Origin of the sequence: Neobacillus niacini (assembly GCF_048572935.1) — a bacterium.
Classification (GTDB): domain Bacteria; phylum Bacillota; class Bacilli; order Bacillales; family Cytobacillaceae; genus Neobacillus; species Neobacillus niacini.
Genome location: NZ_CP183883.1, coordinates 2578463 through 2594608, shown reverse-complemented (window position 1 = coordinate 2594608; position 16146 = coordinate 2578463). Strand labels below are relative to the sequence as shown.

Sequence of the window (16146 nt, the reverse complement as noted above, 5' to 3'; positions counted from 1 at the left end):
ACATATAGGTGAAAATTTGATTACTTAATGGAAGTAATTCTGACGCTCATTTCGCCGCCTGGAGTTTGGACAGATACTTGTTCGCCTACTTTTTTGCCAAGTAGACTTTTTGCTATCGGTGAATCGTTAGAGATTTTCCCTTCGAACGGATCAGCCTCAGCACTTCCAACGATTGTATACGTTTCTTCGTCACCATCAGGAAGTTCAACAAATGTAACAGATCTTCCTAAAGTAACAGAATCACTTACAGTATCGCCTTCTTCAATAATCTTAGCGTTACGAATCATATTCTCTAACGTTGTAATACGGCCTTCTACAAATGCTTGTTCTTCTTTCGCGGAATCATACTCAGAGTTTTCTGATAAATCACCAAAACTTCTAGCGATTTTAATTCTTTCCACAACTTCTTTACGTTTAACTGATTTTAAATGCTCAAGCTCCTGAATCAGTTTGTCTTTACCTGCCTGCGTCATTGGAAATACTTTTTCTATTGCCAAAACTTCTCACTCCTTCTAGTCTTCACAATCCCCCATAGATTGTGTCGTTATGGATATGTAGGTATCACAAAAATACATAGGAGCGCGTCCTCTCAAAAGGGCGCGCAACTTGTATTCATCCAATATGGATTTATTTTAACCTAATCTTTACGCTATTGTGTCATAAAATTGACTTTTGTTCAAGAATTGTTTGAATTTTTGTGACCATTAAATCAATTGCCACATGATTTTGACCGCCCTCAGGGATAATAACATCCGCATATCTCTTAGTCGGCTCAATAAATTGGTTATGCATCGGGCGAACGACATTTGTATATTGTTCGATAACAGAATCCAATGTCCGTCCACGCTCTTTAATATCACGCGACATCCTTCTAATAATTCGAATATCCGCATCAGTATCAACAAACAGCTTAATATCCATCAAATTTCTTAACCGTTCATCTTCAAGAACAAGTATACCTTCTAAAATAATTACATCTTTCGGTTCAACTTTAATGATTTCATTTGAACGAGTATGAATGGAATAATCATAAACTGGTTTCTCAATCGGCTCATACCGTAATAGCTTTTCAATATGTTCGATGAGTAAGTCATTATCAAAAGCAAGAGGGTGATCATAATTCGTCTTCAAGCGTTCCTCAAAGGGTAAATCACTTTGGTCTTTATAATAAAAATCTTGTTGAATCATTGTAATAGAGTGACCTTTAAAGCTATCATAAATAGCTTTAGTTACACTCGTCTTTCCCGAGCCGGAACCTCCGGCAACTCCAATAACAACCGGTTTGCGCATCAACCTAGTTCTCCTTTCGCATCATGTTGTTAGGGTAAACCGGTTTGTCCAATTTGAATTGTACAATCTGAAGCGGATGTCTAGCAGCATCCAGTTCGTTACCTTTTTCATCCCAGATTTTATCAATCACATGTGTAAAGTTTTGAATTTCCGGACCGAAAAACTCTACTTCTTGACCCGGTTTAAAGTGGTTTCGCTGCTGGAGTGTAACCATTTGGGTTTCTTCGTTGTAATCCAACACAAGACCGACAAATTCAAACTTTGTCTTGTTGCTATGATTACCAAACATTTGCTCTTTATACCCTGGAACTCCCTCAAAAAATGCTGGTGCTGTTTCACGGTTCGCACATTTGTCTAACTCTTCTAACCATTCACGTTTTATGACAAAGTTATCAGGGTCTGCACAATAGGCATCAATTACTTTTCGATACACACTTACAACTGTTGCAATATAGTGAATCGACTTCATACGGCCTTCAATCTTCAAACTATCAATTCCCAGCTCAACCATTTGAGGAATGGCTTGGATAAGATTAAGGTCTTTTGGACTCATTGCAAATGGAGCGTCATTGTCACTATAAAGCGGCACTTCGTTCGTGCGGTCCTCTAGTTGATATAAATCATAATCCCAGCGGCATGACTGACAGCATCCTCCTCGGTTAGAATCTCTTGCTGTCATATGATTACTCAATGTACAACGTCCAGAATAAGCAATACACATTGCGCCATGAATAAAGATCTCAATTTCTACATCGACCTTTTCTTTCATTTCCCTAATTTCTTCTGCACTTGCCTCACGTGCTAAAACGACACGTTCTGCACCACTTTCCTTCCAAAACTGAGCTGTTTTCCAGTTTGTAATAGATTGCTGCGTACTAATGTGTATCTCAATTTCTGGTGCCAGCCTGCGGCAAGTTTCAATAATTAATGGATCCGCAACGATAATTCCAGCAATCCCGGTTTCTTTTAATCCAAGGATATACTCTTCTAATCCATCAATATTTTCGTTGTGAGCAAAGATATTCGTTGTAACATAAACCTTCGCCCCATATTTTTTGGCAAATTCCACGCCTTCTTTCATTTCTTCAAACGTAAAGTTATCAGCGTTTGAACGTAAACCATATTCCTGACCGCCAATAAATACAGCGTCCGCTCCGTATTGAACTGCAATTTTTAACTTTTCAAGATTTCCTGCTGGCGCAAGGAGTTCTGGCTTTTTCACAATCACACGTTTTCCATCGATAACTTCAGAAATCTTATCTTTAACTGTATTCATGAATGAACTCCTCCTTTTAATAAACTGTTTCCTTGAAAAAGAATCCTGTGTCTAATTTACGGGTTGCTGGCTGAATTTCTTCAATAGCTTCTAACAACTCATCTTTTTTGTCTTCGTATAAATCTGCGTCCTCAAAATATAAGTCAATGGCCTCACGATATGCCTTTGTTACCGCAAGAAGATATTCCGGTGACTTTAAAATGCCATCGATTTTAAAACAATCTACGCCTGCTTCTAACATATCTTGGAGCTCATCAATGATACAAATATCATTTGGGCTCATAATATGGGTACCATTCTCATCTTCAAAGATTGGATATTTGTTTTCTCTTTCTTTATCGTGAAGGAACATATTCTTTTCCATTTTACGATTTTCGATTTCCATCACTTTTCCTTGGTACTCATAGTAGTTTCCTAATAGGGAACGTTTGGATTGGAACATACAGCTCATCCCGTGAACCTGTACTTCAATTTCAACCTCGGCTTTTTCTTTGATTTCCACGATTGCGTCCATATTGATTTCACGCGCAAGAACGGCTCTTTTCGCGCCTTTTTTACCCCAATAGTTACATGAAAACCAATTCGTCCCTAAGGTTTCAGTACTCCAATGAAGTTTCATATCGGGTGCCACTTCACGAGCAGTCATTAAAACAGCAGGGTCACCAAAAATAATCGCGTCGGCACCGGCCTCTGAAGCAAATTTAATATAATCACTTAATTCTTCTATTTTTTCATTATGGAAAATAGCATTGACCGCAACATAGACTTTTTTACCTTGTCCTTGTGCTAAACCTATAGCTTGTTTTACTTGTTCCCGGTTAAATTCACCTGCTAGGCGTAATCCAAATCTCTGTTCGCCGACCACAAATGCATCAGCACCGGCTTCTGCTAATGGTAAAATATCATCAATAGATAATGGAGTTACTAGTAATTCGGTTTTTTTCAATTTCACTCACCTCTTCTTTTTACTAATGGCGACTCCATCCCCAACTGGGAGAATGACCGAATGATAATCAGGGTGGTTCATTAGCCATTGGTTGAAACCGTCTATTTTCTTAACAAGATTTCGAATTCTTTTAGATTCAATCTCTGATTCTGTGACTAGTCCTTTAAATAAGACATTATCGGTAATAATCATTCCGTCATCACTTAGGTATTTCGAATACATTTCAAAGAATTTTTGATATTGGCCTTTTGCAGCGTCTACAAAAATGGTATCGTATGGTGCTTGTCCCCTAACAAGGTCCTCAACTTCAAGTGCGTCACCTTTAATCAATAAAATCTGTTCGCCGTGCTTCGAACGACTCAAATATTCTTCAGCCGTCTGAATCCTTTCCAAATCTCTTTCTATCGTCACAATGGACGCAAATGGCAGTGCTTCAGCCATCCGTAATGCCGAATATCCTATTGCAGTACCTACCTCAAGGATTTTCTTCGAATCCTGAATTCTTAAAAGCTGAAGCAATGCTTCGATTCCCACCAGCTCCATAATTGGTACTTTATTTTCTTTAGCGTAGTTTTCCATCTCGATAAACAATGGTTCACGCCCTGGAATTAGATCCTCAATATAAGAATGCAGTTTATCATTCAACAAACTGCCATCACCTGCCTCTATCCTTTAAAAAGCATTGTTTCCACAATGCTGCTTCTTAGACATGAAAAAATAGCGTTCAATAGAAACGCTATTATCTGCTCATAAAACACTTGAACTATTTTATCATAAACAAGGAGGAAAGAAAACTATTCCTCCTAGTTAATTGTTTAATTATTGATTGGTAATATGTTCAGCTTTTGCTGCATTGTGTTCATCCAAAGTATTGGTAAAAATAACATCGCCTTCTTTTGTAGCAAGGAAGTACAAATATTTTGTATCAGATGGGTTCATTGCAGCTTCTAAAGAATCTTTCCCTGCATTTGCTATAGGGCCCGGTGGAAGCCCCTTATGTTTATACGTATTGTAAGGTGAATTCACTTCCAAATCCTCATACAATACCCTTTCCTTATGCTTTCCTTGAGCATAAAGGACTGTTGGGTCTGTTTGCAACGGCATTCCTTGTTCTATACGATTATAGAATACACTCGAAATATCTTTTCGATCTGCCTTTTGTGTCGCTTCTTCCTCAATTAATGATGACATGGTTAATAATTGATGAGCTGTAAATTCCTCTTCGCTAGTTTCTTGCAGATAAGGTGTGATTACTTTTTGAGTTTGGTCTAGCATTGTCACAACCATTTCTTCAATGGTTGGATTCTGCTTATAGAATGGATAGGTTGCCGGGAACAAGTAACCCTCTAGTGGATATTTAATATTTGGATTCAAAATATCTGTTGTTAGTAAATCTGGATACTTTCCAATCAATGTTTGGATGAATGTTCGATCATTTAACTGATTAAAGACTTCATCTTCGGATTTATTTACGGCCTTAGCCATAATTTGGGCAATTTCTTTTAATTGCTTACCTTCTGGTATCGTTAACTGGAATGCTGCCTGTTGGAGTACTTTACCTGTTTTTAAGCGATTAATAATTTCTGGTATCTCCATTGAGGGACTCATTTCATATTCTCCAGCCATAAAACCTGCTTCATTTTTAAATTTAACATAGTATTTAAAGACTTTAGCATTTTTAATTATTCCATTAGCTTCTAATTTTTCAGATATTCCCGTAACAGATGAACCGATCGGAATTTCCACCTTTTTTTGAACTTTACTATCTTTGTCAACGGGTTCAAGGGCTGACTTAATGTAGAGATAGCCCCCTCCTCCGATAAAAATAAGTATTAAAAGGGTAACAATTGTAATGGTTAAAACGATTCTGCGAACAATTCTTGCCTCACTTTGGTGCTCAAGCATTTTCTTTCGAATTACCTCTTTTTTCGAGTGTGTCTCTTCTGATGACATTTTATTGCCCCTCCCATAAGCCGGTTAAACATGTATCTTTCAAACTCTTTTTTTAATGTTTTTTAAAAAAGCATATCAGATATTATTTCAGCATACATAGCGAAAAATGTCAATTTTCCTGCGAAAGCGCATTCAAAAATACATAAAAAAACGACCCTTTTTTAGGGTCGTTTACTGTTGATATTATTCTTCGTCTTCTTGCTCGTCATAGAAGGTGTTAAGCATTTCTTCTACCATGTCCCATTCTTCCTCGGTTTCAATAGGAATTAATTCCCCTTCGCCGTCTTCATCATTAGGATTAAAGGCATAAGCATGAATCTCTGGGCCCTCTTCATCGTCTTCCACTCCGCCTACTTGTTGAAACAAAACATACGACTTGCCAAAGTCCTCTGATTCAAATGTAAAAAGTACTTCACATAATTGTTCATTACCTTTTTCATCTACAATTGTAATTTGATTTTCTCCGTGTTCCATAACTTCACCTCATTAATTTTTGCTATCCAGATAGCCTTGTAGAATCATCGAAGCTGCCATTTTATCAATAACCTTTTTTCGCTTTTTACGGCTTACATCCGCTTCAAGCAAGACTCGCTCTGCTGCCATTGTTGTTAAACGCTCGTCCCATAAAATGGTGGAAACCGAAAACTGGTTCTCAATTTCCTCTGCGTATCGTTTGCTGGCTTCGCCTCGAGGTCCAATCGTGCCATTCATATTCTTTGGTAAACCGATGACAACTTGACTAATTCCATACTCTTTTATTAATTGACCAATTTCGTCAAAACCAAACTTATTTTTTTCTTCGTCAATTTTTAGGGTTTTGAGGCCCTGTGCAGTCCAGCCAAGTTCGTCACTTATGGCAATACCGACTGTCTTAGAGCCAACATCTAATCCCATAATTCGCATTTTTAACCCTCACGTCGTTGTTTTAAATAGGATTTAACCAATTCCTCAATAATTTCATCCCGCTCGAGTTTACGAATAATATTCCGTGCGTCACGATGCCGTGGAATATAAGCAGGGTCTCCGGATAGTAGATATCCGACGATTTGATTAATTGGATTGTATCCTTTTTCTTGCAGGGCTTCATGAACTTGAAACAGAACATCATTTACGTCATGTTCAAAAGGCTCTTCAGGAAAATTAAATCTCATCGTTTTATCAAATGAGCTCATCATATGCACCTCGCATTTTTAGTAGAGGAGATAACTGCCTTGACTAGTTAGTTTGTTACCACCATTTTACACTACTTTGTCTAGTTATCAAATTGATTTTACCCATTCTTCTACGAATTGCAGGGCAGAGTCTAGTTTTTCAGGATCTTTACCGCCAGCCTGAGCCATATCCGGGCGGCCTCCGCCTCCTCCACCGCATCTTGTTGCAACTTCTTTGATTAATTTGCCGGCATGGTACCCTTTGTCAATTAGGTCTTTTGTTACAGCTGCGATTAAATTTACTTTTCCTTCATTTACACTGCCTAACAGAATTACAGCCGATCCAATTTTTTGTTTCAAATCATCAGCCATATTTCGTAAATTATTCATATCAGAAGCTTGAACTTTTGCAGCTAATACCGTTACACCATCAATTTGCTTCGCTTTTGATACAAGGTTTCCAGCCTCTATATTACCTAACTTAGCTGAAAGTGACTCGTTTTCCCGTTGAAGTTGTTTGATTTCAGTCATTAAGACCTCTATTCGGTTCACTACCTCTTTCGGATTGGTTTTTAATTTGTCTGCTGCGTCCTTCAATAACGCAACCTGGTCATTCATCAGTTGATAGGCTGATTCTCCGGTAACAGCTTCTATTCTCCTTGTACCTGCACCAATACCGCCCTCGGAAACAATTTTAAATAGCCCAATAACAGATGTATTCGGAACATGACAGCCGCCGCATAGCTCTAAGCTATAATCCCCTACTTTAACGACACGGACAATATCTCCATATTTTTCACCAAAAAGTGCCATTGCACCCATTGATTTTGCCTCAGCAATTGGTTTTAAGCTAATATCAACTTCGATATTCTTCCAAATTTTTTCGTTAACGATTTTTTCGATTTCTTCTAATTCCTCCGGTTTTACTTGACCAAAATGAGAGAAATCAAAACGGAGACGATCTGGTTCTACTAGTGAACCTGCCTGGTTTACATGCGTTCCCAATACATCTTTTAATGCTTGGTGAAGCAAGTGAGTAGCAGTATGATTTTTTATAATCTGAACTCGATTATCTTGTTGAACAGTTGCAGTTACTTTTGCATTTGTCTTTAGAATTCCTGAATCCACTACTGCTTGATGAAGATTTTGACCATTTGGTGCCTTTTGTACATCTTTTACGCTTACGCTAACACCTTCTGCAAAAATTAAGCCACGATCTGCAATTTGCCCGCCGCTCTCCGCATAAAAAGGTGTAACATCAAGAATTATCTGTACCTCGTCACCACTGAATGCTTCGTCAACCAATTCTCCATTTTTAACAATTGCAACCACTGTGGAGACCGTTTCAAGCTGGTCATAGCCAACAAATTGACTTTCGACTACAATGTCGCCTAATACACCGCCTTGAACTTGCATACTGCCAACATCCTGACGTGCAGAACGAGCACGCTCGCGCTGTAATTCCATTTCCGTTTCAAAACCAGCGTGATCAATCTTCATTCCCTCTTCTTCTGCATATTCCTCTGTCAACTCAACAGGGAAACCATAGGTATCATATAGGCGGAAAACATCGCTTCCTGAGATCGTATCGCTTCCTTTTTCCTTCTCTTTCTTGATGACATTACCTAGTATGGATAAACCTTCGTGTAATGTTTCGTGGAAACGTTCTTCTTCATTTTTAATGACCTTCTGAATAAACTCCGTCTTGTCTTTTACCTCTGGATAAAAATCATGCATGATTTCTCCTACCACAGGAACTAGTTCATACATAAATGGTCGGTTGATATTTATTTGTTTTGCATAACGAACCGCACGGCGCAGTAAACGGCGCAATACGTATCCGCGTCCTTCATTGGATGGCAGGGCTCCATCCCCAACTGCGAATGCCACTGTACGAATATGATCAGCAATTACTTTAAATGCTGTATCCTTTTCTTTTTCCTGGCCATATTTCACACTAGAAATTTCCTCAGTCGCTCTGATAATCGGGATAAACAAATCTGTATCAAAGTTAGTTGGTACGTTTTGAACGACGGAAGCCATTCTTTCAAGGCCCATTCCAGTATCAATGTTCTTCTTTGGCAGTGGTGTATAGGTATTATCAGGATTATGATTAAATTGTGAAAATACAAGATTCCAAACCTCTAGATAACGTTCATTTTCGCCGCCGGGATATAATTCTGGATCTGTCGGGTCATCACCATATTCTGGCCCTCGGTCATAGAAGATTTCCGTATTAGGTCCACTTGGTCCTTCACCAATATCCCAGAAGTTCCCTTCAAGGCGAATAATTCGTTCCTCTGGGATACCAATTTTTTTATTCCAAAGATCAAATGCTTCATGATCTTCAGGGTGAATCGTAACCGAAAGCAGTTCTGGGTCCCAGCCAATCCATTTTTTATCGGTTAAAAATTCCCAAGCCCATTCGATCGCTTCTTCTTTGAAATACTCACCAATGGAAAAGTTTCCAAGCATTTCGAAAAAAGTGTGATGGCGCGCTGTTTTACCGACATTTTCAATATCGTTTGTACGAATCGACTTTTGTGCATTTGTAATCCTAGGATTCTCAGGGATTACACGTCCATCGAAGTATTTTTTTAATGTAGCAACGCCACTATTAATCCACAATAACGATGGATCATCATGAGGAACAAGCGACGCACTTGGTTCAACAGCATGCCCTTTCTCCTGAAAAAAGTCTAAATACATTTTACGAATTTCTGAACCAGTCAAGTATTTCATATTAATTACCCTCCCTTAAGGTTAAAAAAGAACACAAAAAAGCCCTCATCCCATGGTGAAGTTTCTTTTTGCGGAACTTCACCAGAACAGGGACGAGAGCTAACTCGCGGTACCACCCTGATTATGAACACAAAAATAACGAGTGTTCATCTCTCAAATAATGCCTTAACGCGGCAACAACGGCAGTGGTTAGCTGCACTCCAGACTAGCTTTCTGTTATCCTTCATCTAGAGCTTCTCGCAGCCAAGGAAGCTCCTCTCTTAGAGATGGACTACAACATACTTAGGGTCCTTCAACATGTTAATCCAAACTATTCTATAAACGGATTATAGCGACACCAAAAACGTTTGTCAATCTAGTTCTGGTTTATGGGACAGGTTCCTTCACTTTTTCACGAACAAAGTGATTTTTAGCGTGAAGAATACTGACTTTAAGGACAACCAGAACAGGTACAGCTACAATCATTCCGATGATACCTCCTACTTCCCCTCCTGCCGTTAAAGCTAACATAATCATTAATGGGTGCATATGCAGACTTTTTCCAACAATATAGGGAGATAGGATATTTCCTTCTAAAAATTGCAATCCAAATACGATTGCAATTGTAATAATCACTAGGTTAACCGAGCTTGTAGCAGCAATAAATACGGCAGGGACAGCTCCTATAATTGGACCAAAATAGGGAATCACATTGGTTACCCCGATAATCATACCCAGCAGCAAAGGATATTTCAAATGGAAAATCCAAAACAAAATCGCTGAAAGACTTCCGATAATCAGACAAACGAGCAGCTGGCCCCTAATATAGCTCCCAAGTGATTCGTCAATGTCTCTAAGAAATCGGGTTCCTTTTCTCCGCCATTGTTTAGGTGTAAGATACCAAACAGCTCTTTTTATGATGGTGAAATCTTTTAACATATAGAAAGCGATAAAAGGGATGATCATTAGTGCAAAGGCAAAATTCAAAATGTTTAATAAGGAATCAGCTATCACCGTTAGGAGAGAATCTAACTTTCTTTCAAAGCCTATTATACCTTCATTTATTTGCTCTTGAAGTCCATCTGGCCACTCACGTGTATGTGATTGAAGTTCCTTAATCCAGCTCCTGTATTGCTCAGCTAAAATGGGAGCACTTTCTGCAAGGTCCCGCACTTGAGAAATAAAGGCAGGAATTCCTTTATAGATAGCAAAGCCAATACCCCCAAAAAATAGAAAGTAAATTAAAAAAATGGCTAATCCCCGGTGTAAACCCTTGTCATGCAGCTTTTCTACAATAGGATGGAGCAAATAAGTGATAAAACCACCGATAAAGAATGGGAGAATAATAATAAAAGCCACTCTAACGACAGGCAGCCAGAAAAAGCGAATTCTTAAAAACACATAAATAGCGATGAGCAAAAGAAGCAAAAAACCGATTCGATAAAACCATTTAACACGAATTTCCACCGATACATGCCTCCTTCTACTATATTTTTGGAGTCAAATACCGGATTTATACATATAGCAAAAATCCCCCTCATTATGAAGGGGATTTATATTTAGAATAAAGCACGTTTTACTTTTCTTTGCATTCGTTTCATTTGACGGCCAGACATCATGTTATTTCTTTGTGCAATATTATAGGCTGCCATTCCAACTCCAAATGCAACCACGGAAGTCATTACTTTATTCATACGTTTCACCTCTTCTGTAGTTTGACAGTGCTTCATGCTTTCGAACTGTCTACCTTCAGTAACTAAGTGTTTCCACTTTAAATGGTGTAACGACGCTCTTCTTCTTCAAACAAGTCATCTAAGGAACTGAGTGTACCATCTTCTTCGACTTGATGGGTATTGATTATGCCTTTGGAAAGAGACAATTCAATATAACAATTCCAGCAATAATATTGGTTTATTCCGATTTTGCCGATATCTTTGCTCTGACAATTTGGACACTTGAACATGAAAAGAACACCTCACGTATGATTAACGTCTACGATGATGGCATCCTTTCCGATCGCAGGGGGCTTCTCGGATTGTATTACTTGTTTCCCTTCCGTTATATCCGAAAAGAAACCATCCGTAATTTCGTACCCTACGATTGTGCCCAATTCCTCATGAAAATATACATCCTCTAACAATCCCAATGACTCTCCGCTTTTTGATATAAGCATTTTTCCATTTAGAGAATGTTGATGAAAAAGAGTATATTCTGGATTTGTTTTAAATCTCTCAAGGGAATCATTCACTTCAATCATGACCCCATCCCAGCCAAATGATAATACATCCTGAATGTCCAAGAAATAGGTTTGTTTGAAGAAAACGCCTTTTTTAACCATAAGGCCTTTAACTACCCCATCATTTGTGATACATAAGTCTGTTACTTCGCCAATTTTCGAACCCGTTTTCGATTCAAACACTGGCTGTCCTTTTAATAAAGCAAATGTTCGCAGAGTGCCCACCTCCTGTGAACATTTATAGTTTCACTCATTTACCATGAAATCATAAGGTGTAACGTTTTCCATTGCGGAAGTAAAAAACTTTCCTGTGCAACTCATGTAGGAAATGACTAGTTTGAATTCTTAAAACAGCTAAAAGATGTTAAGACGCAAGACGTAACATTGCATAATGATAAATACCCAATTATAATTTGTGTAGATGAATTTAAGATTAAACAAGTTATTATTTTTCTGGATAATGCTATTTATCAAAGGAAAGTAAGCATCAATTGATTAAATGTCATCTGAAATTGCCGTCTCTTTTTTAACGGAATGCTTCAGGAGGTTTTGAAGTGGAACAACACATTGATTATCTTATCGAGCATTTTGGTTACTTCGGCCTCATTATCATGTTAATCGTAGGAATTATTGGGCTTCCTATACCTGATGAAGTCCTTTTAACCTATGTTGGCTATAACGTATACCACGGCAAATTATCTTATATCATTTCGCTGATATGTGCTGTACTGGGTTCAGTGGTAGGAATTTCCCTTAGTTACTACATTGGTTACAAATTTGGATTACCTTTATTAAAAAAGTTTGGTCCAAAAATTAACATTACAGAAGAAAAGGTCAATAGCACACAAAAATTATTTAATAAAATTGGATCTCCACTTATATTAATCGGTTATTTTATTCCAGGCGTACGTCACCTGACTGCATATGTTGCTGCGCTAAATAAGTTTTCATTTAGAAAATTCGTTGTTTATGCTTATCTTGGTGCTATCCTTTGGAGTTATACTTTTATCACATTAGGTAGAAAACTTGGCGAAAGATGGGACCAAGTTGGGCTTTATGTATCAAAATACAGTATGTATTTATTTTTGTTGGTAATTGTCATTGTGATAATGGTTTATCTATATTGGAGAAAAAAGCAGCAATTTAGAAACGCAGGAAAATTTTAACCTACAATAGGTTGAATAAACGACTCATTAAGGTCTAGTTCAAAAAAACTGCCGATAAGCTTATCGGCAGTTAACACAAATTTTATTAATTCCTTACATAAAATCATAAGGTGTAACGTATTCCATTCCAATCATTGGATTCACCTGCATTAATTTTTCTTCAGCAGATAATGTCTGTTCATCTTCCGGTTCGTCTTCCCGTTCGTCATTTGCTTTCTTTACTGAAACCATTTCCTGAAGCTTTTGCCATAAAGTCGTTTGACGGCTTAGTTCATCAGCCCGCTCGACCCCCATCCGCAGTGCGTCTTCTTCACCGCATAGGATTAGCGATTGTTTACTCCTGGTAATGGCCGTATAAATGAGATTTCTTCGTAACATCCGATAATAGCTTCTCGTAATTGGCAGTATGACAATTGGGAATTCACTTCCCTGAGACTTATGTACAGAACAGCAATAAGCATGGGTAATTTGGTTTAAGTCCTGCCTGGTATATTCAATCTCATTCCCTTCAAAGGAAATGTACACCATGTCTTGTTTTTCTGTATTTTCCTTTGCATAGATAATGGAAATGATTTCCCCTATATCTCCGTTAAAAACATTGCTTTCCGGCTGATTTACTAACTGAAGTACTTTATCACCAATACGATATTTGACATCACCAAATGCAAGTTCCTTCCGTGATCCGCCAGGGTTCGGATTAAAAATTTCTTGTAGTAATACATTTAAGCGATCAATCCCGGCCGGACCTCTGTACATTGGGGCTAAAACTTGAATATCTTTTGCTGAATACCCTTTGCTTTTTGCATTTAAGGCAACCTTTTCGATTACCTGTGGAATTTGTGCAGTTGAACATCTAATAAAAGAACGGTCTGGCTGTTTCATAGCGACATTCGCTGGCAAATATCCCTTTTTAATATCATGTGCCAATTCAATAATCGAAGAACCTTCCGCTTGTCGATAAATATCCGTTAATCTTACTGTGGGGACAACCTCTGATCTTAATAAATCTTTTAGCACTTGTCCTGGCCCAACCGACGGAAGCTGATCTTCATCACCGACGAGAATAACTTGAATATGATCTGGGAGTGCTTTAAACAATTGATTTGCTAACCAAATATCGAGCATCGATGTCTCATCAACGATAAGAATCTTCCCTTCAAGAGGACTAGCCTCCTCATGATCATACCCTTCTGTGCCATTTAATCCTAGTAAGCGGTGAATCGTTACAGCAGGCAGTCCGGTTGATTCACTCATCCTTTTTGCCGCTCTTCCTGTAGGGGCAGCAAGCAAAAACGGGAAGGGCTCTCCCTTTTTATGATAATCCTTAGGATCTAGTGAGCAGCCATGTAATTCTGCATAAAGCTCAACAATCCCTTTAATAACAGTTGTTTTACCTGTTCCAGGACCTCCTGTTAGAATCAGCATTGGAGACATTAACGCTGTTTGTATTGCTTCCCTTTGGGTTGGGGCATATTGTACGTTTAGTCTTTCTTCAAGATTCCCTAACGCCAGTAAAAATTCAGATTCAGGAAATTGCTCCTTATATTCCGTTTGTTCAAGGATTTTTTTAATACTTGTTACTAACCCTTTTTCAGCGTAATACAAAGAAGGCACATAAACGCGCTTTTCCTCACCAATTATTTTCCCCTCTTCTTCAAGTTTCAATATTTCTGTTGAAATGTCGGTGTATTCAATTTGATCGCGTTTATTTTCTTCTAGTAGATTTTTAACCTGTATCAATAGATCCTCTGCATGAACATATACATGCCCTGTCTGCATACTCTCGCTCTCGAGTGAATAAAGGCAGGCCGCTTTTATCCGGTCTGGGTGATTCCCGGATATTCCTAGTTGATAACCAAGTTCGTCTGCCCGGCCAAACCCAATCCCCTCAATGTCTTCTACAAGTTTATAGGGGTTCTTTTGGATAATATCCAGAGTATGCTCTTTATATGTTTGATACATTCTCATTGAAAGCTGTGGTCCAAAACCATATTGGTTTAAAGCGACCATTACTTGCTCAAGACCCTGGTGTTCCATCAAGGTATCATAGAGCATTTTTGCTTTATCGGGAGGAAGCTTTGGGACAGAATCAAGTAAGGAGGGCTGATTCAAAATTTTTGAAATCGCATTTTCCCCTAATGTTTCTACTATGTTTTCTGCTGTTTTCTTCCCAATCCCTTTAAACATTTCACTTGATAAATAAGCTGCTACACCTTGCTTGGTTTGAGGAATGTCCTTTCGAAAGTGTTTGGTTTGGAATTGCATGCCAAACTTCGGATGATCCTTAAACTCACCAAAAAAGATATAGGTTTCCTGCTCGTGTATTTTTGGAAAATAGCCTGTGATCACGGCTTCTTTGTCGTCATATTCATGATTCGTTTCTTCGACACGTATTCTTAAAACCGTGTAAAGATTTTGCTCATTATGAAAAATCGTAACAAGGTGTTTTCCTTTTACAAACTTCCCTTGCTCAGCAAATAAATCAAGCGAGCTTTGCTTATCCACGGGTGCTTCCTCCTTTCTAATATTTTGGCTATGTTGATATGGCCTGTTGATTTCCACTCCCGGCACTTCGCTTTCCGCGGGCGTGCCGGGGGAGCCTCCTCGGCGCTTAAGCGCCTGTGGGGTCTCCCCAGCCCCGTACTCCCGCAGGAGTCTTCGTGCCTTCCGCTCCAATCAACAGGGTGCAAAATCAACAATTAACTAACACAGCCATTATTTAAAATTGGATTTATTTTGCGGATTCAATCAATTTTTTCGCATGTCCTGCTAATAAATGATCTGGTTGTATTTCTAGTGCTTTATCAAACATAGCTAATGCTTTATCTGCTTGTTCTTTAAAGGCATAGGAAACTCCTAAGTTATAAAGGGCGTCTGTATGCTCCTGGTCTAATTCAATGCATTTTTCAAATTGAACAATTGCCTCATCGATAAATTCGAGCTGTGCAAGACATAATCCATACTGAAAACGTGCTTCCGCATCTTGCTCATTTAGTTCCACACTTCTTTGTAAATAAGGCAGTGCAAATTTCCCTTGATCCATTTGCACAAGAGTTAGACCTAACATGAAATAATTATCACTTGTATGAAGTCCTTTTTGCATTGCTTGTTCAAACATATTTTTAGCCTTATCAAATTGGTCGAGGCTGAAATAAATTGTACCAGCACTATAATAAGCGGCTGCAGTATTTTCATCCAATTGAATGGCTTTTTCATAAAACTTTAATGCTTTCTCATCATCACCAACAGCAGAAAGCACATTTCCGAAATTTATGTAAGCAATGGGATCGTTTGGGGTTTCTTCAATAATCTCATTAAAGATTTTCGCCGCCTCTTCCCACTTGCCTTCTTGCATGTATTGAACACCTATTTGGTTTTTATCCATGTTATCACTCCGTTCTATTGTG

Annotated in this window: 17 protein-coding genes and 1 other annotated feature; of the genes, 1 reads left to right on the top strand and 16 read right to left on the bottom strand. The window is 38.4% G+C overall.

The window, feature by feature from the left end; translation table 11 throughout:
- Window positions 1–20 precede the first annotated feature (20 nt).
- From greA to ACN6MT_RS12405, 14 genes are all read right to left on the bottom strand, one after another.
- Window positions 21–497 (bottom strand): transcription elongation factor GreA, encoded by a 477-nt coding sequence (gene greA / locus ACN6MT_RS12470; protein ID WP_063251377.1) that lies wholly within the window; start codon window positions 495–497, stop codon window positions 21–23.
- Window positions 498–657: 160 nt separating this feature from the next.
- Window positions 658–1293: a uridine kinase gene (gene udk / locus ACN6MT_RS12465; RefSeq protein ID WP_419956085.1), complete on the bottom strand. Its 636-nt coding sequence runs from the start codon at window positions 1291–1293 to the stop codon at window positions 658–660.
- 1 nt (window position 1294) lies between these two features.
- Window positions 1295–2566: a peptidase U32 family protein gene (locus ACN6MT_RS12460; RefSeq protein WP_419956084.1), complete on the bottom strand. Its 1272-nt coding sequence runs from the start codon at window positions 2564–2566 to the stop codon at window positions 1295–1297.
- A gap of 16 nt (window positions 2567–2582) precedes the next feature.
- Window positions 2583–3512 (bottom strand): peptidase U32 family protein, encoded by a 930-nt coding sequence (locus ACN6MT_RS12455; RefSeq protein ID WP_419956083.1) that lies wholly within the window; start codon window positions 3510–3512, stop codon window positions 2583–2585.
- Between the two features lie 6 nt (window positions 3513–3518).
- On the bottom strand, window positions 3519–4160 hold the full coding sequence (locus tag ACN6MT_RS12450; protein ID WP_063251381.1) for an O-methyltransferase: 642 nt from the start codon (window positions 4158–4160) through the stop codon (window positions 3519–3521).
- 171 nt (window positions 4161–4331) lie between these two features.
- Window positions 4332–5465 carry an endolytic transglycosylase MltG gene (gene mltG, locus ACN6MT_RS12445; RefSeq protein ID WP_419956082.1) on the bottom strand — a complete coding sequence of 378 codons (1134 nt, stop codon included), beginning with the start codon at window positions 5463–5465 and terminating at the stop codon, window positions 4332–4334.
- Between the two features lie 183 nt (window positions 5466–5648).
- Window positions 5649–5939 (bottom strand): DUF1292 domain-containing protein, encoded by a 291-nt coding sequence (locus ACN6MT_RS12440; RefSeq protein WP_063251383.1) that lies wholly within the window; start codon window positions 5937–5939, stop codon window positions 5649–5651.
- A gap of 12 nt (window positions 5940–5951) precedes the next feature.
- Window positions 5952–6368, bottom strand: coding sequence for a Holliday junction resolvase RuvX (ruvX, locus tag ACN6MT_RS12435; RefSeq protein ID WP_063251384.1), 417 nt, complete (start codon window positions 6366–6368; stop codon window positions 5952–5954).
- Between the two features lie 2 nt (window positions 6369–6370).
- A complete protein-coding gene (locus ACN6MT_RS12430) occupies window positions 6371–6637 on the bottom strand; it encodes an IreB family regulatory phosphoprotein (protein WP_063251385.1) in 267 nt (88 codons plus the stop codon).
- An 87-nt stretch (window positions 6638–6724) separates the two neighbouring features.
- Window positions 6725–9358, bottom strand: coding sequence for an alanine--tRNA ligase (gene alaS / locus ACN6MT_RS12425; RefSeq protein ID WP_063251386.1), 2634 nt, complete (start codon window positions 9356–9358; stop codon window positions 6725–6727).
- Window positions 9359–9443: 85 nt separating this feature from the next.
- Window positions 9444–9663 (bottom strand) — a binding site (T-box leader).
- Window positions 9664–9724: 61 nt separating this feature from the next.
- Window positions 9725–10804, bottom strand: a complete 1080-nt coding sequence (locus ACN6MT_RS12420) for an AI-2E family transporter (RefSeq protein ID WP_419956081.1) — start codon at window positions 10802–10804, stop codon at window positions 9725–9727.
- A 92-nt stretch (window positions 10805–10896) separates the two neighbouring features.
- A complete protein-coding gene (locus ACN6MT_RS12415; RefSeq protein ID WP_082799354.1) occupies window positions 10897–11031 on the bottom strand; it encodes a YrzQ family protein in 135 nt (44 codons plus the stop codon).
- Window positions 11032–11108: 77 nt separating this feature from the next.
- On the bottom strand, window positions 11109–11300 hold the full coding sequence (locus ACN6MT_RS12410) for a hypothetical protein (RefSeq protein WP_063251388.1): 192 nt from the start codon (window positions 11298–11300) through the stop codon (window positions 11109–11111).
- 12 nt (window positions 11301–11312) lie between these two features.
- Window positions 11313–11756: a PRC-barrel domain-containing protein gene (locus tag ACN6MT_RS12405; RefSeq protein WP_419956080.1), complete on the bottom strand. Its 444-nt coding sequence runs from the start codon at window positions 11754–11756 to the stop codon at window positions 11313–11315.
- A gap of 371 nt (window positions 11757–12127) precedes the next feature.
- Here ACN6MT_RS12405 and ACN6MT_RS12400 point away from each other — a divergent pair, with 371 nt between their 5' ends.
- Window positions 12128–12739, top strand: coding sequence for a DedA family protein (locus ACN6MT_RS12400; protein WP_419956079.1), 612 nt, complete (start codon window positions 12128–12130; stop codon window positions 12737–12739).
- Between the two features lie 93 nt (window positions 12740–12832).
- Here the strand turns inward: ACN6MT_RS12400 and ACN6MT_RS12395 are convergent, their stop codons facing one another.
- Window positions 12833–15244, bottom strand: a complete 2412-nt coding sequence (locus ACN6MT_RS12395; protein WP_419956078.1) for an ATP-dependent RecD-like DNA helicase — start codon at window positions 15242–15244, stop codon at window positions 12833–12835.
- Between the two features lie 226 nt (window positions 15245–15470).
- Window positions 15471–16124, bottom strand: a complete 654-nt coding sequence (locus ACN6MT_RS12390) for a tetratricopeptide repeat protein (RefSeq protein WP_419956077.1) — start codon at window positions 16122–16124, stop codon at window positions 15471–15473.
- Between the last annotated feature and the right edge of the window lie 22 nt (window positions 16125–16146).